This is a genomic window from Rhizobium sp. 05N430, from assembly GCF_056396985.1.
This window is the reverse complement of the sequence record NZ_JBFTMO010000002.1, coordinates 440,006-452,894: the sequence shown is the minus strand read 5'-3', so window position 1 is coordinate 452,894 and position 12,889 is coordinate 440,006. Positions and strand designations below refer to the sequence as shown.

Sequence of the window (12,889 nt, the reverse complement as noted above, 5' to 3'; positions counted from 1 at the left end):
ACCCGATGATCACCATAGACGATACGCTTTACGACCGGGCCCATTTCGACAGCGCCACAGAGCGATGCATAAAGGAATCCGGGCTCGACCGGCGCCAGCCCGCCCGCTATGCGGTCTGCTTTGCCAACACCGTCGACTGGCTGGAGCTGTTCTTCGCCATCCGCTCGATCGGGGCCAACGTCCTGCCGATTTTTCCGGGCACGCCCTATCCCGCTGCCCGCCGTCTTGCGGTCAGCGCCGGTTGCGGCACGCTCTTCTACAACAGCCTACAGGCGGAATTGCTCTCGGAACAGGAAGCCGCCGCCGGCGAAGGACAGCTGCTGCAGATGAGCTCCGGCACGACGGGAACGCCGAAATGCATCGCGCGGAACTGGAGCGAGATCGATCGCGAGATCGAAAGCTATGTCACGGCGTTTCGCGCCCCTGAGGCAATGACCCCTGTTGTCGCCTGCCCCACGACCCATTCCTACGGGCTGATCTGCGGCATTCTCGTTGCGCTTCGCCGCGGCCAGACGCCGGTGATCCTCAACACCGCCAATCCGAAATACCTGCTGCGAAAGCTTAAGGAGATCGACCGCCCGTTGCTCTATTCGTCGCCGGCGATTCTCCACACGCTGGCAAGGCTTCTGCCTTCAGGCGAAAAGATCCATGCTGTCATGACATCGGGAACCGTTCTGCCAGAGCCCTGGTTTGCCGATATCCGGACCAGGGCGGAGCACATGTTCCAGCAATATGGCTGCTCCGAAGCCGGATGCATCGCCATCAACCCGGATGTCCGCAGCGCCGCCGATATGGGCTATGTCCTGCCGCACCATCGTGCCGAAGCCGGGCAAGGCGCCACCGCTCCCGGTGAAATCGTCGTCAGCAATGCGACTACGGCCGTTCGCACCCAGGATCTCGGCTATCTGCGCGAGGACGGCATGCTGGTCTTCGTCTCGCGCATGGACGACACGATCAACGTCTCGGGTCTCAACGTTTATCCGAAGGATGTCGAGGACGCAGTGATGCTGATGCCCGGCATTTCCGATGCCGTCGCGTTTCGCAAGCCGGATCGTTTTGCCGGCGAGCGCGTGACGCTGATTTTCAGCGCTGCAGAGGCGATCAACCCGCTCTCCGTCCGCGAATGGTGCAGCCGCAATCTTGCCAGCCATCAGCTGCCGATGGAGATCCTGCAGGTCGGCGCCGTGCCGCGGCAGGCAAATGGCAAGATCAGCCGGAGGCAGGTGGCCGAAATGCACCAGGCCGGTGCCTTCGCGGCCCCAGCCATGGAGGCGGCACAATGAACCGCGGCGAGATCATCTCCGCCATCGGCTCGATCCTGCGCGATACGATGCAGCTTCCACATGCCGGCGCCTTTGCGCCGACGGCGCGGCTCAACGAGGATCTCTATCTGGATTCCGTGCTGATCCTGCAGATCTTCCTCAACCTCGAACTGGAATACGGGCTTCCCGCCGTCGATGAGATCATCAACCGCCAGGATATCGTCACGGTCGAGGATCTCGCCGGTCTCTTTGCCGATGCGCCGGCAGAGCCAATATCTCCTGCTGCTGTGCCTGAAGGCGATGGCGTGCACGGCGAAGCTTATTACGACATCAAGGTTCACTGCTTCGTCAGCTGCGTCTGCGAGGGCCTGAAGAAGGCGGGGCTTGACCACCGGCCCTTCTATTTCGGCGTATGGGACGCCGATTTCGCTGTCAGCGAGCAGTTCGAACTGCTCTATCACACGCCTGCAATCAGCCAGGAATTCTTCCGCTCGTGGTTCGAAACGCTCTACGGCGCCGAAGTGCGAGAGTGGTACGACCACGGCAGGTCTAAGGAAGAGAACCTTTCGACGATGCTCGATCTGATCGAGCGCCGCGGCGAAACCGGCTATGTCATGGTGATGGTCGATCTTTTCCACCTGCCGGAACGGGAAAACAAGTTCAACCAGAACCCCTTCCCGCACTACCTGATGATCGAGACGAGCGGCGATCCCGAGATCTGGAATGTTCTCGACCCCGACTACCGCTGGCAGGGCCAGATCGAGCGCGCCAAGATCATCAATGCGATGATGCAGCCCAGCGTCGCAGGCGGTTACGTTTTCGACCGCTCCGAAGCGCGTGCGCCTGTTGACGAAGACCTGCGCGACTATTTCCACGCCAGCTTCCATCCACGCGGCAATCCGCTCGTCGATGCGGTCCGCAGGATCGTTGCGGCGCATCTCGACGGCCCGCCGCGCCTGCAGCTCCCGGCGCTGGCTTCGGCGGTGCGCGAACTCCCGGTGATCTCGATCCGCAAGTATGCCTATGAGCACGGCTTCGCGTTCTTCTGGCGCGCCCTCAAGCTGCCATCGGCGGAATTCGACATCTGGTGCGACGAGATCGAGGCTCTATTCCAGGAGCTCAAGTCGCTGCATTACGCCTGCATGAAACTCAGCCAGACGCGCGACCACAACTTCGCAGCCGACGTCTTCAAACGCCTCGACAACGCCGAACGCATTGAGGGCAGGATCAAGAACAAGTTGCAGGAGGTCTTCGGCCTCTGGTGCGAAAGCCGCGGCATTGCCGCTTCCGCTGCGCCGTTGGCGAGAGGAGTATCACGATGAAGGTCTCTCTCTGCACCATCACCTTCCGCCACCATCTTCTGTCGATCGAAGACATCGCCAACTGGGCGCGCTGCAACGGCTTTCAGGGGATCGAACTCTGGGGGGCGCATGCGCGCAATCTTGCCGCCAGGCCGGAGCTGGATGGCAGCTGGCTCGCGGGCTTCGGGCTCGGCGTGCCGATGATCAGTCACTATCTGCCGCTTGAAGCGGAAGCCGCCACGCTTCGGCGGCTGGCGCTGGAGCTCTGCGGTCACGCGAACCGCTGGGGCGCGCGGAAGATCCGCATCTTTGCAGGCAGTCGTGCCAGTGCCGCGACCTCGATCGAAGACCGGCGCCGGATCATCGCGCGGCTGCGGGAGATCGCGGTGATTGCCGAAGCGCATGGCCTGCTGCTACTGGTAGAAACCCATCCGAATACCCTCGCCGACACCGGCCCTTCGACGCTCCGGCTGATCGACGAAGTTCGCCACCCGGCCTTCAAGATCAACTTCGATGTTCTGCATGTCTGGGAAGGCGGCGACGATCCCGTCGCCATGCACCGCGCTTTGCGCCCGCATATCCGACACTACCACCTGAAGAACGTCGCCTCGCGCGATGATCTCGATATTTTCGAACCGGCGAATGTCTATTCAGCCGCCGGCCGGCGCGATGCGATGACGCCGCTTTTTGCCGGTGCCTTCGACTATGATCGCTTCCTGTCGGAGCTTTCCGGCGAGCTTAGCGCCGATGCATCGCTGGAATGGTTCGGCTCCGACTGCTTCGAGGTGTTGAAAAACGACCGCGGACGTCTTGCCGACACACTCGACAACACGGTCCCGCTTCAACGCTCGGCCAATTTCTAACTTCGGATATCGACCATGCATGTGTTCAAGACATTTCTCACCACCCTCTTTCTGCTGGTCCCGGGCGTTGCCGCGCAGGCGCTGGAGATCGAGACGGCGCAAGGCGTCGTGACCATCGATGCGGCGCCGAAAACTGTTGCGGTTTACGACATCGCGGCGGTCGATACGCTCGACAAGCTCGGCGTCAGGATCGACGGCCTGCCGTCGAAACTCTACGTCCCCGAACTCGATCGCCTGAACGGGACGGCCAAGCCGGTCGGCGATATTTTCGAGCCCGATCTTGAAGCGTTGAGTGCGCTTTCCCCCGATCTCATCATCGTCGGCGGCCGTTCCTCGCCAAAGCTCTCGTCCGTCTCGAAGGTCGCTCCGTCGATCGACATGACGATGGATGGCGACGATCTGCTGCTGCAGGCGAAGCAACGGCTCTCGGCTTACGGCGCATTGTTCGGCAAAGTGGCGGAGGCGCAGGCCGCGTCTGCGGAACTCGACCAGGCCGTGGAAAAGGCCCGCCAAGCGATCGCCGGCAAGGGCAAGGCGCTGATCGTCATGACCAATGGCCCGAAGATCTCGGCCTATGGCGCCGGTTCCCGCTTCGGCTGGGTGCATAACGCGCTGGCGCTTCCATCCGCTGTAAAGGACGTCACCGCCGCGACGCATGGCGAGGCTGTTTCCTTCGAATTCATCCGAGAGGCCAATCCCGACTGGCTGTTGGTGCTCGACCGGGCAGTGGCAATCGGCTCCAGCGACCAGAACGCCAAGGCGACGCTCGACAACGCCCTTGTCGCCGAGACGGCCGCCTGGAAAAAGGGACAGGTGATCTACCTGCCCGCCGCCGACTTCTACATTGCCGCGGGCGGGGTTCAATCGACGCTTCGCGTCCTGGACCAGATCACCACCGCTTTTGCCGCCGCGAAGCGATGAACTGTCGCCTGTCCTGCAAGTGGATTGCGCCGCCTTTGCTCGCGGCGCTTTTTGCCGTCAGCCTGTGTGTCGGCGCTGGCAGCACGGGGACCGGGCCGTTCGATCCGGCGGCGCAGCAGCTGCTGTTCGTCAGCCGCCTGCCGCGCACGCTTGCCGCCGTTCTGGCGGGTGCGGGCCTCGCCATCGCCGGCCTGATCATGCAGACCATCGCCAGAAACCGCTTCGTCGAACCGGCGACGGCCGGAGCGGCGCAGAGCGCGGCGCTCGGCATCCTCATCGCCACCATCTTCTATCCGACAGCCTCGCTTGCCCTAAAGACGCTGGTCGCCACCGCGACCTCCCTTGCCGGAACCACGGTCTTCCTGGCGACGGCCCATCGCCTGCCGCCGGAGCAGCCCTATCTGGTGCCGCTGTTCGGCCTCGTCTATGGCGGGGTGATCGGCGCGGCGGTGACCTTCGCCGCATGGCAGACCGATCTGCTGCAATATGTGGAAATCTGGATGAACGGCGAGTTCTCCGGCATCCTGCGCGGGCGCTACGAACTGCTGTGGCTCGCCGTACCGCTGGTCGGCGCCGCCTGGTGGATTGCCGACCGGCTGACGATCATGACGCTCGGGCGCGATGCCTCGATCGGGCTTGGCATCAGCTATGGGCGGATGCTGCAGGCCGGGCTGGTCATCGTCTCGGTCATCACGGCGCTGACGGTCACCGTCGTCGGCATGATCCCCTTCGCCGGGCTTGTCGTGCCGAATGTCGCCTCCCGTCTGCTCGGCGACAATATCCGCAGCTCGATCGGATGGGTGGCCGCAGGCGGCGCAATCCTGGTGCTCGGCTGCGATATTATCGGCCGCCTCATCCGTTACCCCTATGAAATACCCGTCGGAACCGTCATGGGGGTTACAGGCGCACTGCTTTTCCTTGTGCTGCTATTCGGGCGGCGAAGAGATGCATAAGACGCGCCTGCTCATCCTCGCCGCTCTCGCGGTCGCCAGCCTTATCGCCTTCATGTCGATCGGCCTTCGCGGCAACATCGCCTTTGCACTGGAGCTGCGCGCTGTAAGGCTCGCGGCCCTCATAGTCGTGGCAGCATCCATCGCCGTCTCGACGGTGCTGTTTCAGACCGTCACCGGCAATCGCATCCTGACGCCATCGATCATGGGCCTCGATGCCCTCTACGTCTTCGGCCAGATCGCGCTGGTCTTCGCCGTCGGCGGCGCCGGATTCTCCGCGCTGAATGCGGAAGCGAAGTTCGGCATGGAAGTGCTGCTTCTGATGCTGATGTCCTGCGCGCTGCTCTTTCCGATGCTGAAGACTCGGACGGATATCGGGCTGATGCTGCTGGCAGGCGTCGTTGCCGGCATTCTCTTCCGCAGCCTCACCTCGCTCCTCGCTCGCCTCATCGACCCAAACGAGTTTGCCGTCGCGCAGACGGTGAGCTTCGCCAATTTCAGCAACGTTGAAACAGGTCTGCTCGGGATCGCGGCGGTCCTGACGCTTGCCGCCGTCATCGCCGCCTGGCGCCTGCGGCATGTGCTCGACGTTCTGCTGCTCGGGCGCGAGAGCGCCACCGGCCTCGGCATCGACTGGCTGAAGACGGTGGCCGCCATTCTTCTGCTGGTCTCGGCCCTGGTCTCGGTCTCGACCGCCCTTGTCGGCCCCGTTGCCTTTCTCGGCCTGCTTGTCACGGCCCTTGCGGAAAAGATCGGCGGGAGCAGCAGACACGGCGCGCTGATCCCCACCGCCATAGTGGTCGCCATCATCCTTCTCGTCGGCGGCCAGACCCTGCTGCAGCATCTGTTGGGCAGCGCCTCCACGCTCGGCATCGTCATCGAATTCGCCGGCGGCCTTGTCTTCCTTCTGATGCTGATTACCGGGAGCAGAAAATGATCCGTATCGAAAATGTCTCGCTGTCAATCGCCAAGGCAGAAATCCTCAAATCCGTCAAGCTGACGATCCCCAAGGGCGGCATCACGGCACTCGTCGGGCCGAATGGCGCCGGCAAGTCCACGCTTCTGTCGCTGATCGCGCGGCTCCAGCCGCTGCAGCATGGCTCGATCTCCGTTGACGGGCTTCCCGTCGGCACCACCAGCGGCCGGGAGCTTGCCAAGGTGCTGGCGATCCTGCGCCAGGACACGGCAACGGCAAGCAGGCTCAGGGTGCGCGAACTGGTCGGCTTCGGCCGCTTCCCCCACCACCGCGGCCGCCTGACGGCCGCGGACGAGAAGCTGATCGACGAGGCGTTGGCGGGTTTCGATCTCAACGATCTCGCAAGCCGATTCATCGACACGCTTTCCGGTGGCCAAAGACAACGCGCCATGGTGGCGATGACGTTCTGTCAGGGCACCGACTACCTGCTGCTCGACGAGCCGCTGAACAATCTCGACATGTTCTACGCCCGCCAGCTGATGCAGACACTGCGCCGGATCGCCGACGAGAACGGCCGCACCATCGTCATCGTTATCCACGACATCAACCAGGCGGCCGCCTATGCCGACCGGATCGTTGCCATGAAGGACGGGCGGATCATCGCCGCCGGCGCGCCTGAAGAGGTCCTGAAGACCGATGTGCTGGAAGCCGTCTTCGGCTACGCGATGCCGGTACACGAAGCCGAGGGCATGCGGGTCGCGCTGCATTTTTGCCGGTAGAACGCCGGGCAATGATAAAAAATACCACTTTCCTTCGGCGCCGATCGGATGCATGTCTTCGCCCACCCGGCGGTATGACGGCGGGATCTATGATCAAAAGTGGATATGAGCATGACGCAGCAGGCATGGAACCACCCCGTAGCCGCCATCACTGAAAACGAGCGGGCCGCCCGCCTGGACCGGCTTCGCCAGAGCATGCGGGAACGCGGCATTGCCGCCACGCTTCTCGGTCCGACGGAAAGCCTGCGCTACTTCACCGGTCTCGTCTGGCATCTGAGCGAGCGCCTGCTCGGCGCTGTCGTCACCGAAGACAGGCTCACCTATATCGTGCCGGGTTTCGAGCTTAGCCGCGTCGAGACTCTGCCGCATCTTCCGGGCGATCTGCTGGTCTGGCAGGAAGAGGAAAGCCCCTCGGCCATCGTCGCGCAGCTTGCAGGCGCCTCAGGCAAGCTGGCGCTCGACGATGCGTTGCCGCTCGCCTTCTACCATGCCTTCGCCGAAAAGATCGGCGCCGCAAGGCTCGTCGATGCCGGGCCGATGATCAATGCGTTGCGCCTCACCAAATCGCCAGCCGAGATCGCCATCATTCAATATGCGATGAAGCTGACGCTCGGCATTCACGGCAAGGTCCGCGAGATGATCAAGCCCGGCATCGCCGCATCGGAAGTGGTCCGGTTCATCGATCAGCAGCACCGTGCGGCAGACGCTGACAACGGCTCGAGCTTCTGCATCGTCTCTTTCGGCACCGCCACGGCGCTGCCGCATGGCGCCGATGGCGAGCAGATCCTTCAGGATGGCGACGTCATTCTCGTCGATACGGGTTGCCGGATCGACGGCTACCATTCCGATCTGACCCGGACCTATATGCTTGATCCCACCAGCGAATTCGAGCGCGCCTGGTCGATCGAGCGCGAGGGACAGCTGGCGGTTTTCGGTGCGGCAACGCTTGGTGCTGCCTGCGAGACGCTGGATGCAGCAGCCCGCAAGACTTTTGCCAACCATGGGCTAGGCCCGGACTATCAGCTGCCCGGTTTGCCGCACCGCGCGGGCCACGGACTGGGGCTCGAAATCCACGAAGGACCGTTCATCGTCCGCGGCAACAAGACGCCTCTGGCGCCTGGCATGTGCTTTTCCAACGAGCCTATGATCGTCTTTCCCGGCCAGTTCGGGGTTCGCCTGGAAGACCATATCTACATGTCGGAGACCGGCGCCAACTGGTTTACCGAGCCGTCAACCGGCCCGTCGTCGGTCTGACGCGAACCGCAAGATGCAAAACCCGGCCATCCTCCGACAGGAGAATGGCCGGGCCATATGGACGAAAATCAATCAGCTTGCGGGACTGATCTCCCGCCGCGCAAGTTTGCCTTCCTCGGCCTTGTAGAAATACTGGCTGGCGACGAGCCAGCCTTTCAGCGGCCTCAGCGGCGGAATACAGGTCGCCAGCATGAACGGACCTGTCACCAGGAACTGCACCCAGAGCGGCGCCGAGAAGGCGACCTCCAGCCACACGCCGAGCAGCACGCTCGGGACGCAGGCAAAGCAGATGACGAAGAAGGCCGGGCCGTCGGCCGGATCGGCGAAGGAGTAATCCAGTCCGCAAGCCTCGCACTCCGTCCGAAGCGTCAAGAAGCCCTTGAACATGTGCCCCTGCCCGCATCGCGGACAACGGCCGCGAATGCCGGTCTGCATGGGAGGAAGAGGAGGATATTCGGTATCCACGGTTATCTCGCTTTTCAGGTTGCGAGGCATTTTTATATGCATTCAATGCCTCTGAATGTATGCATACAATATAATTACATTGAAGGCGAATTGCCAGTCTATTAGGCACAATGCCGCAGTGACTTGATCGTAAAGTTAAGAAGCCATCTCCAGCGCCGTCACGCGCCGCTTCCGCCAGCGCGGCAAAGACTGGACGGGATCAGAAAAACGACGCCGTCATCTCGGGCGAGCCTTCCAGTGCATGCGCCATGAAATCCAGCGCGCCCTGCAGACGCTCTCTCGTAATCGGCCCGCCAATGCAGACGCGCACAGCCTCCGGCGCCTGGCCATCGACGGTGAAGGCATCGCTTGCGACGACACCGATACCCGAACTGCGCATATGGCTGCTGAAGGTCGATCGGGTCCAGCCATTCGTCAGCGGCAGCCAGATATTGAAGCTGATCGCATCCGCGTTATAGCTGCCCGCAGGCAGGATCCTTGCCACCATCTCTTGGCGGGCCGCTGCCTCGGTGCGGATGAAGTGGAGGATGGAATCGGCGGTACCGTCTTCGATCCACTGGGTCGCCAGCGCCAGATTGAGCGGCGAGGCCATGACATTGCCAGTGCGCATGGCGCTGATAAACGGCCAGATCGCCTTGGTATCGGGCGCCACGACGAAGGCCAGCCGCAAGCCGGCGCCGATGCATTTCGCCAGACCGCCGATATGCCAGGTGAGCTCCGGCGCAATCGCCGCCAGCGGCGGGGGGCCATCGGCAGGAATGAAGCCATAGGCATCGTCTTCGACGACGGGCAGATTGTATTTGCGGGCGACCGCCGCGATCGCTTCGCGGCGCTGAAGCGGAATGGTCAGCGTCAGCGGGTTCTGCAGGGTCGGGTTGAGATAGAGCGCCTTCGGCTTCAGCCTTTCGCAGGCATCGGCCAGCGCATCCGGGAGAATACCCTCTTCATCCATCGGGAGCCCCGACAGATTGAGCCGCAGCTGAGCAGCGATCGAGCGCATGCCGGGATAGGTGATGTTTTCGGAGAGAACGGCATCGCCCGGCCGCGCCAGCATGCCGAAAATAGCCAGCAGCGCCGGATGCGCGCCGGGCGTGACGAAGATGCGCTCCTGCGACGGCGCCAGACCACGGCGGCCAAGCCAGACGCCGGCCGCCTCCTTGTCCATCGCCGAACCGCCAAATCCCTGATAGCGCAGCAGCGGGATCAGATTGGCGGCGACGGTTGCCATGCCATCGCGCATTCGCTCCAGAAGCTCGACGCCATCGGGCTCGGGCGGAAGGTTCATCGAGAAATCGGCGACGGCTTCGCGCCGCGGATCGGCAACGGCTTCGGCAGCAAACCCTCGGCGCTCTTTTTCCTGACCGCCGGTTACGAAGGTGCCACGGCCGACATGCGAGCCGACAAGCCCGCGCTTGCGCGCCTCAACATAGCCACGGGCGACCGTGGTGAAATCGATATTGAGGCGTTTGGCGAGCTCGCGCTGCGGCGGCAACCGGTCGCCGGCAGCAAGCACACCGCTTCTGAGATCCATCTCGATCAGATCGGCAATCGCCATATAGCGTGGGCTGGAAGAGCGGTTGAGATCTGGGTGCCAGTCTTTCATCTGTGATCCGTCGATACCGGGCCAACGCGGGAAGTAGCTCCCGCATTGACTGTATATTGTTGCATCGAGTTTCTGTCACGCGGAAACATTGTCGCAACATCGGATTCCAGGGAAGCTTTGGCATCCCCGCAGATACGGGGATGCCCTTCTGGGGCGTTTACCGCCAGCCGAGCGCCGGGGCGACGTGCTTGAGGATGCTCTCGATCACATGCGCGTTGTAGTCGACACCCAGCTGGTTCGGCACGGTCAGCAGCAGCGTGTCGGCCTCGGCGATCGCCTCGTCCTGCTTCAGCTGAGCAATCAGCCGGTCGGGTTCTGCTGCATAGGAACGACCGAAAATCGCCTGCGTCTGCGGATCGATGTTGCCGATCTGGTCCTGGCTGTTGCCGCTGGCGCCGAAATAGGCGCGGTCCATATCGTTCATAAGCGCGAAGATGCTGCGGCTGACGGAGACCCGCGGCTCGCGCGCATGCCCGGCTTCCTTCCAGGCCTCGCGATAGATACGTATCTGTTCGGCCTGCTGGATATGGAACGGCTTGCCGCTCTCGTCGGTCTTCAGCGTCGAGCTCTGCAGGTTCATGCCGAGCTTGGCAGCCCAGATGGAGGTCGCATTGGAGCTCGATCCCCACCAGATACGCTCACGCAGGCCCTCGGAATGCGGTTCGAGGCGCAGCAGGCCCGGCGGGTTCGGAAACATCGGCCGCGGATTGGGCTCGGCAAAGCCCTCTCCGCGCAGCACGTCCAGAAACACCTCTGTGTGGCGGCGGCCCATATCGGCATCGCTCTCACCGTCGGCTGGGGCGTAGCCGAAATAGCGGTAGCCATCGATGACCTGCTCCGGCGAACCACGGCTGATGCCGAGCTGCAGGCGGCCGCCGGAGATCAGGTCCGCCGCTCCGGCATCTTCGGCCATGTAGAGCGGGTTTTCGTAGCGCATGTCGATGACCGCGGTACCGATCTCGATCCGCCTGGTCTTCGCGCCGACTGCCGCCAGAAGCGGAAATGGCGATGCCAGCTGGCGGGCAAAGTGGTGTACGCGGAAATAGGCGCCGTCGGCGCCGAGCTCCTCGGCGGCCACCGCCAGGTCGATCGACTGCAGCAACGTGTCGCCCGCCGTGCGGGTTTGCGATTGCGGGGAGGGCGTCCAGTGCCCGAACGAGAGAAAACCGATCTTTTTCATGATGCTGTCATCCGCAAGGTTTCGTTGCCGCTGTCTTGCCACGCCGCCGCGCCGGAATATAGCCGCGCCCCATTGAACAGAGTGTCGCTTCCGGCGCGCCTCGCATCATGCCTCTGTTATGAGCATTGGCAGCAATCGCAGATCTGCCATGCATGAGGCGGGACGCTGGAAAAACGTAAAAACAAAAACGCCGGCTCGAATGAACCGGCGTTTCCGATAGAAATTCTGAAGACTTCGCGGGCCGATTAGCGGCCGGCTGCAGAGCGTGCGACCGAGCGGATATCACCGCGGTCGATGCCGAGGTCGTACAGTTCGCGGTTCGTCATGCGACCCAGTTCTGCAACGGTCTGACGGTACTTGCGCCAGTTATTGAAAGAGCGTGCTACGTTCATCTCGGTCCCCTTCCGTGGGCTTTGCGAACCCTGCTGCCCCAATCGGCGCTCCGTTCGCTTCGATGAGAAATATATAATCTAAGCCAGCCGGGATTTGCAGCGCTAAGACATCTGGACAGCATTGCGCAGAGTGCATAGCTTGCCCATCTTGCGGGCAATTAATGAACACTTGGTGTCCTGACTGCAAAGGCGAAGTCTTCCGCCACGAGTTCGCTGATCGAAATCAGCACCTCTTCCGCCGTGAACCCCGAGGCGATCGCCGCGCGGATCAAATCCTGGAGATCCGGTTCGATCACATCGCGGCAATCCTCAAGCCTCTCGTCCGAAACATTCAAGCTGTAAAGTTCTTCCATCGCACAACCCTTTCATGTCCCGTCCGCCGGACCGCAGTCCGGCGGCGCGATCGTTACCGTGCCGATACTTTGCGTTTTGCAGCAGGCAGGAGGCCTTCGCGCTGCAGCTGCTTGCGGGCAGCCTTGCGATGGCGGGACACGGCCTGCGCGTGCTCGCGAACCCGTCGTTCCGAGGGCTTTTCATAGGCGCGGCGTTCCTTCATCTCGCGAAAGACGCCTTCCTTCTGCAATTTCTTCTTCAGCACACGAAGCGCCTGCTCGACATTGTTGTCTCTGACCAGAACCTGCATGGTCTTCTCCTTCTTCGTTTGTGATGTCTCAGCCCAGCTGCCTGGCGATGATCGCCTTCAGTTCCCGCCGCGTCAGCAGGCAGGGATCGGGCTTCCAATTCTTGGTGGGCCGTTTCACGGCCTCTTCGCGCTTGCGCGGCGCTGCCGCGGCAGGCGCAATCGCGGTATTCGTCTTGTTCAAATGAAATCCTTTGCCGCCTCTTGGCGGCCGGCACAGCCCGGCAAAAACGCCGGGCGACCGGCTTTCGAGCCGGTCATGCGCGGTTTGTTATGTGAGTGATGGCCGAAAGATAGGGTGAGAGGCGCCGCATTGCAAGGCGGGCCAGCGACCGGGCAGAGCATCGGCACCCACCGCGGAAA

The 12,889-nt window shown here is 62.5% G+C and carries 15 protein-coding genes; 8 read left to right on the top strand and 7 right to left on the bottom strand.

The window, feature by feature from the left end:
- The first annotated feature begins 5 nt into the window (after window positions 1–5).
- The 8 genes from AC1DJO_RS05885 (at window position 6) to AC1DJO_RS05850 (ending at window position 8,246) form a co-directional block, all read left to right on the top strand.
- On the top strand, window positions 6–1,283 hold the full coding sequence (locus AC1DJO_RS05885; RefSeq protein ID WP_310290884.1) for an AMP-binding protein: 1,278 nt from the start codon (window positions 6–8) through the stop codon (window positions 1,281–1,283).
- Window positions 1,280–2,584: a DUF6005 family protein gene (locus tag AC1DJO_RS05880; RefSeq protein ID WP_112388578.1), complete on the top strand. Its 1,305-nt coding sequence runs from the start codon at window positions 1,280–1,282 to the stop codon at window positions 2,582–2,584. The genes AC1DJO_RS05885 and AC1DJO_RS05880 overlap by 4 nt, the downstream gene beginning before the upstream one ends.
- On the top strand, window positions 2,581–3,426 hold the full coding sequence (locus AC1DJO_RS05875; protein ID WP_112388579.1) for a sugar phosphate isomerase/epimerase family protein: 846 nt from the start codon (window positions 2,581–2,583) through the stop codon (window positions 3,424–3,426). The genes AC1DJO_RS05880 and AC1DJO_RS05875 overlap by 4 nt, the downstream gene beginning before the upstream one ends.
- A 15-nt stretch (window positions 3,427–3,441) precedes the next feature.
- Window positions 3,442–4,347 carry a siderophore ABC transporter substrate-binding protein gene (locus AC1DJO_RS05870; protein WP_112388580.1) on the top strand — a complete coding sequence of 302 codons (906 nt, stop codon included), beginning with the start codon at window positions 3,442–3,444 and terminating at the stop codon, window positions 4,345–4,347.
- Window positions 4,344–5,300: an ABC transporter permease gene (locus tag AC1DJO_RS05865; RefSeq protein ID WP_112388581.1), complete on the top strand. Its 957-nt coding sequence runs from the start codon at window positions 4,344–4,346 to the stop codon at window positions 5,298–5,300. Before AC1DJO_RS05870 ends, AC1DJO_RS05865 begins: the two co-directional genes overlap by 4 nt.
- Window positions 5,293–6,234 carry an iron chelate uptake ABC transporter family permease subunit gene (locus AC1DJO_RS05860; protein WP_112388582.1) on the top strand — a complete coding sequence of 314 codons (942 nt, stop codon included), beginning with the start codon at window positions 5,293–5,295 and terminating at the stop codon, window positions 6,232–6,234. Before AC1DJO_RS05865 ends, AC1DJO_RS05860 begins: the two co-directional genes overlap by 8 nt.
- Entirely contained in the window at window positions 6,231–6,992 is a 762-nt protein-coding gene (locus tag AC1DJO_RS05855; protein WP_477969507.1) for an iron ABC transporter ATP-binding protein, read from the top strand. Before AC1DJO_RS05860 ends, AC1DJO_RS05855 begins: the two co-directional genes overlap by 4 nt.
- Before the next feature lie 111 nt (window positions 6,993–7,103).
- Window positions 7,104–8,246 carry a M24 family metallopeptidase gene (locus AC1DJO_RS05850; RefSeq protein WP_112389016.1) on the top strand — a complete coding sequence of 381 codons (1,143 nt, stop codon included), beginning with the start codon at window positions 7,104–7,106 and terminating at the stop codon, window positions 8,244–8,246.
- 72 nt (window positions 8,247–8,318) lie between these two features.
- Here AC1DJO_RS05850 and AC1DJO_RS05845 read toward each other — a convergent pair whose 3' ends face one another.
- The 7 genes from AC1DJO_RS05845 to AC1DJO_RS05815 all read right to left on the bottom strand — a co-directional run bounded on the left by AC1DJO_RS05845 (window position 8,319) and on the right by AC1DJO_RS05815 (window position 12,710).
- Complete coding sequence (locus tag AC1DJO_RS05845; RefSeq protein ID WP_112389017.1) at window positions 8,319–8,711, bottom strand: DUF983 domain-containing protein; 393 nt, start codon at window positions 8,709–8,711, stop codon at window positions 8,319–8,321.
- Between the two features lie 199 nt (window positions 8,712–8,910).
- On the bottom strand, window positions 8,911–10,314 hold the full coding sequence (locus AC1DJO_RS05840; RefSeq protein ID WP_112388584.1) for an aminotransferase-like domain-containing protein: 1,404 nt from the start codon (window positions 10,312–10,314) through the stop codon (window positions 8,911–8,913).
- A 157-nt stretch (window positions 10,315–10,471) separates the two neighbouring features.
- The gene (locus tag AC1DJO_RS05835; protein WP_112388585.1) at window positions 10,472–11,494 is read right to left on the bottom strand and encodes an LLM class flavin-dependent oxidoreductase; all 1,023 of its coding nucleotides are present in this window, start codon (window positions 11,492–11,494) and stop codon (window positions 10,472–10,474) included.
- Between the two features lie 245 nt (window positions 11,495–11,739).
- Window positions 11,740–11,886, bottom strand: coding sequence for a DUF1127 domain-containing protein (locus tag AC1DJO_RS05830; RefSeq protein ID WP_112388586.1), 147 nt, complete (start codon window positions 11,884–11,886; stop codon window positions 11,740–11,742).
- 158 nt (window positions 11,887–12,044) lie between these two features.
- A complete protein-coding gene (locus AC1DJO_RS05825; protein ID WP_112388587.1) occupies window positions 12,045–12,239 on the bottom strand; it encodes a hypothetical protein in 195 nt (64 codons plus the stop codon).
- 53 nt (window positions 12,240–12,292) lie between these two features.
- Window positions 12,293–12,529: a 30S ribosomal protein S21 gene (rpsU, locus tag AC1DJO_RS05820; RefSeq protein WP_112444127.1), complete on the bottom strand. Its 237-nt coding sequence runs from the start codon at window positions 12,527–12,529 to the stop codon at window positions 12,293–12,295.
- A 28-nt stretch (window positions 12,530–12,557) separates the two neighbouring features.
- Window positions 12,558–12,710 carry a hypothetical protein gene (locus AC1DJO_RS05815; protein ID WP_310290866.1) on the bottom strand — a complete coding sequence of 51 codons (153 nt, stop codon included), beginning with the start codon at window positions 12,708–12,710 and terminating at the stop codon, window positions 12,558–12,560.
- Window positions 12,711–12,889: the final 179 nt, after the last annotated feature.

Bases quoted from the DNA above. Each gene is read 5' to 3' on its own strand.
- AC1DJO_RS05825 (WP_112388587.1), bottom strand. From the start codon at position 12,239: ATGGAAGAACTTTACAGCTTGAATGTTTCGGACGAGAGGCTTGAGGAT.
- rpsU (WP_112444127.1), bottom strand. From the start codon at position 12,529: ATGCAGGTTCTGGTCAGAGACAACAATGTCGAGCAGGCGCTTCGTGTG.
- AC1DJO_RS05835 (WP_112388585.1), bottom strand. From the start codon at position 11,494: ATGAAAAAGATCGGTTTTCTCTCGTTCGGGCACTGGACGCCCTCCCCG.
- AC1DJO_RS05850 (WP_112389016.1), top strand. From the start codon at position 7,104: ATGACGCAGCAGGCATGGAACCACCCCGTAGCCGCCATCACTGAAAAC.
- AC1DJO_RS05840 (WP_112388584.1), bottom strand. From the start codon at position 10,314: ATGAAAGACTGGCACCCAGATCTCAACCGCTCTTCCAGCCCACGCTAT.
- AC1DJO_RS05885 (WP_310290884.1), top strand. From the start codon at position 6: ATGATCACCATAGACGATACGCTTTACGACCGGGCCCATTTCGACAGC.
- AC1DJO_RS05870 (WP_112388580.1), top strand. From the start codon at position 3,442: ATGCATGTGTTCAAGACATTTCTCACCACCCTCTTTCTGCTGGTCCCG.
- AC1DJO_RS05880 (WP_112388578.1), top strand. From the start codon at position 1,280: ATGAACCGCGGCGAGATCATCTCCGCCATCGGCTCGATCCTGCGCGAT.
- AC1DJO_RS05875 (WP_112388579.1), top strand. From the start codon at position 2,581: ATGAAGGTCTCTCTCTGCACCATCACCTTCCGCCACCATCTTCTGTCG.
- AC1DJO_RS05830 (WP_112388586.1), bottom strand. From the start codon at position 11,886: ATGAACGTAGCACGCTCTTTCAATAACTGGCGCAAGTACCGTCAGACC.
- AC1DJO_RS05860 (WP_112388582.1), top strand. From the start codon at position 5,293: ATGCATAAGACGCGCCTGCTCATCCTCGCCGCTCTCGCGGTCGCCAGC.
- AC1DJO_RS05855 (WP_477969507.1), top strand. From the start codon at position 6,231: ATGATCCGTATCGAAAATGTCTCGCTGTCAATCGCCAAGGCAGAAATC.
- AC1DJO_RS05865 (WP_112388581.1), top strand. From the start codon at position 4,344: ATGAACTGTCGCCTGTCCTGCAAGTGGATTGCGCCGCCTTTGCTCGCG.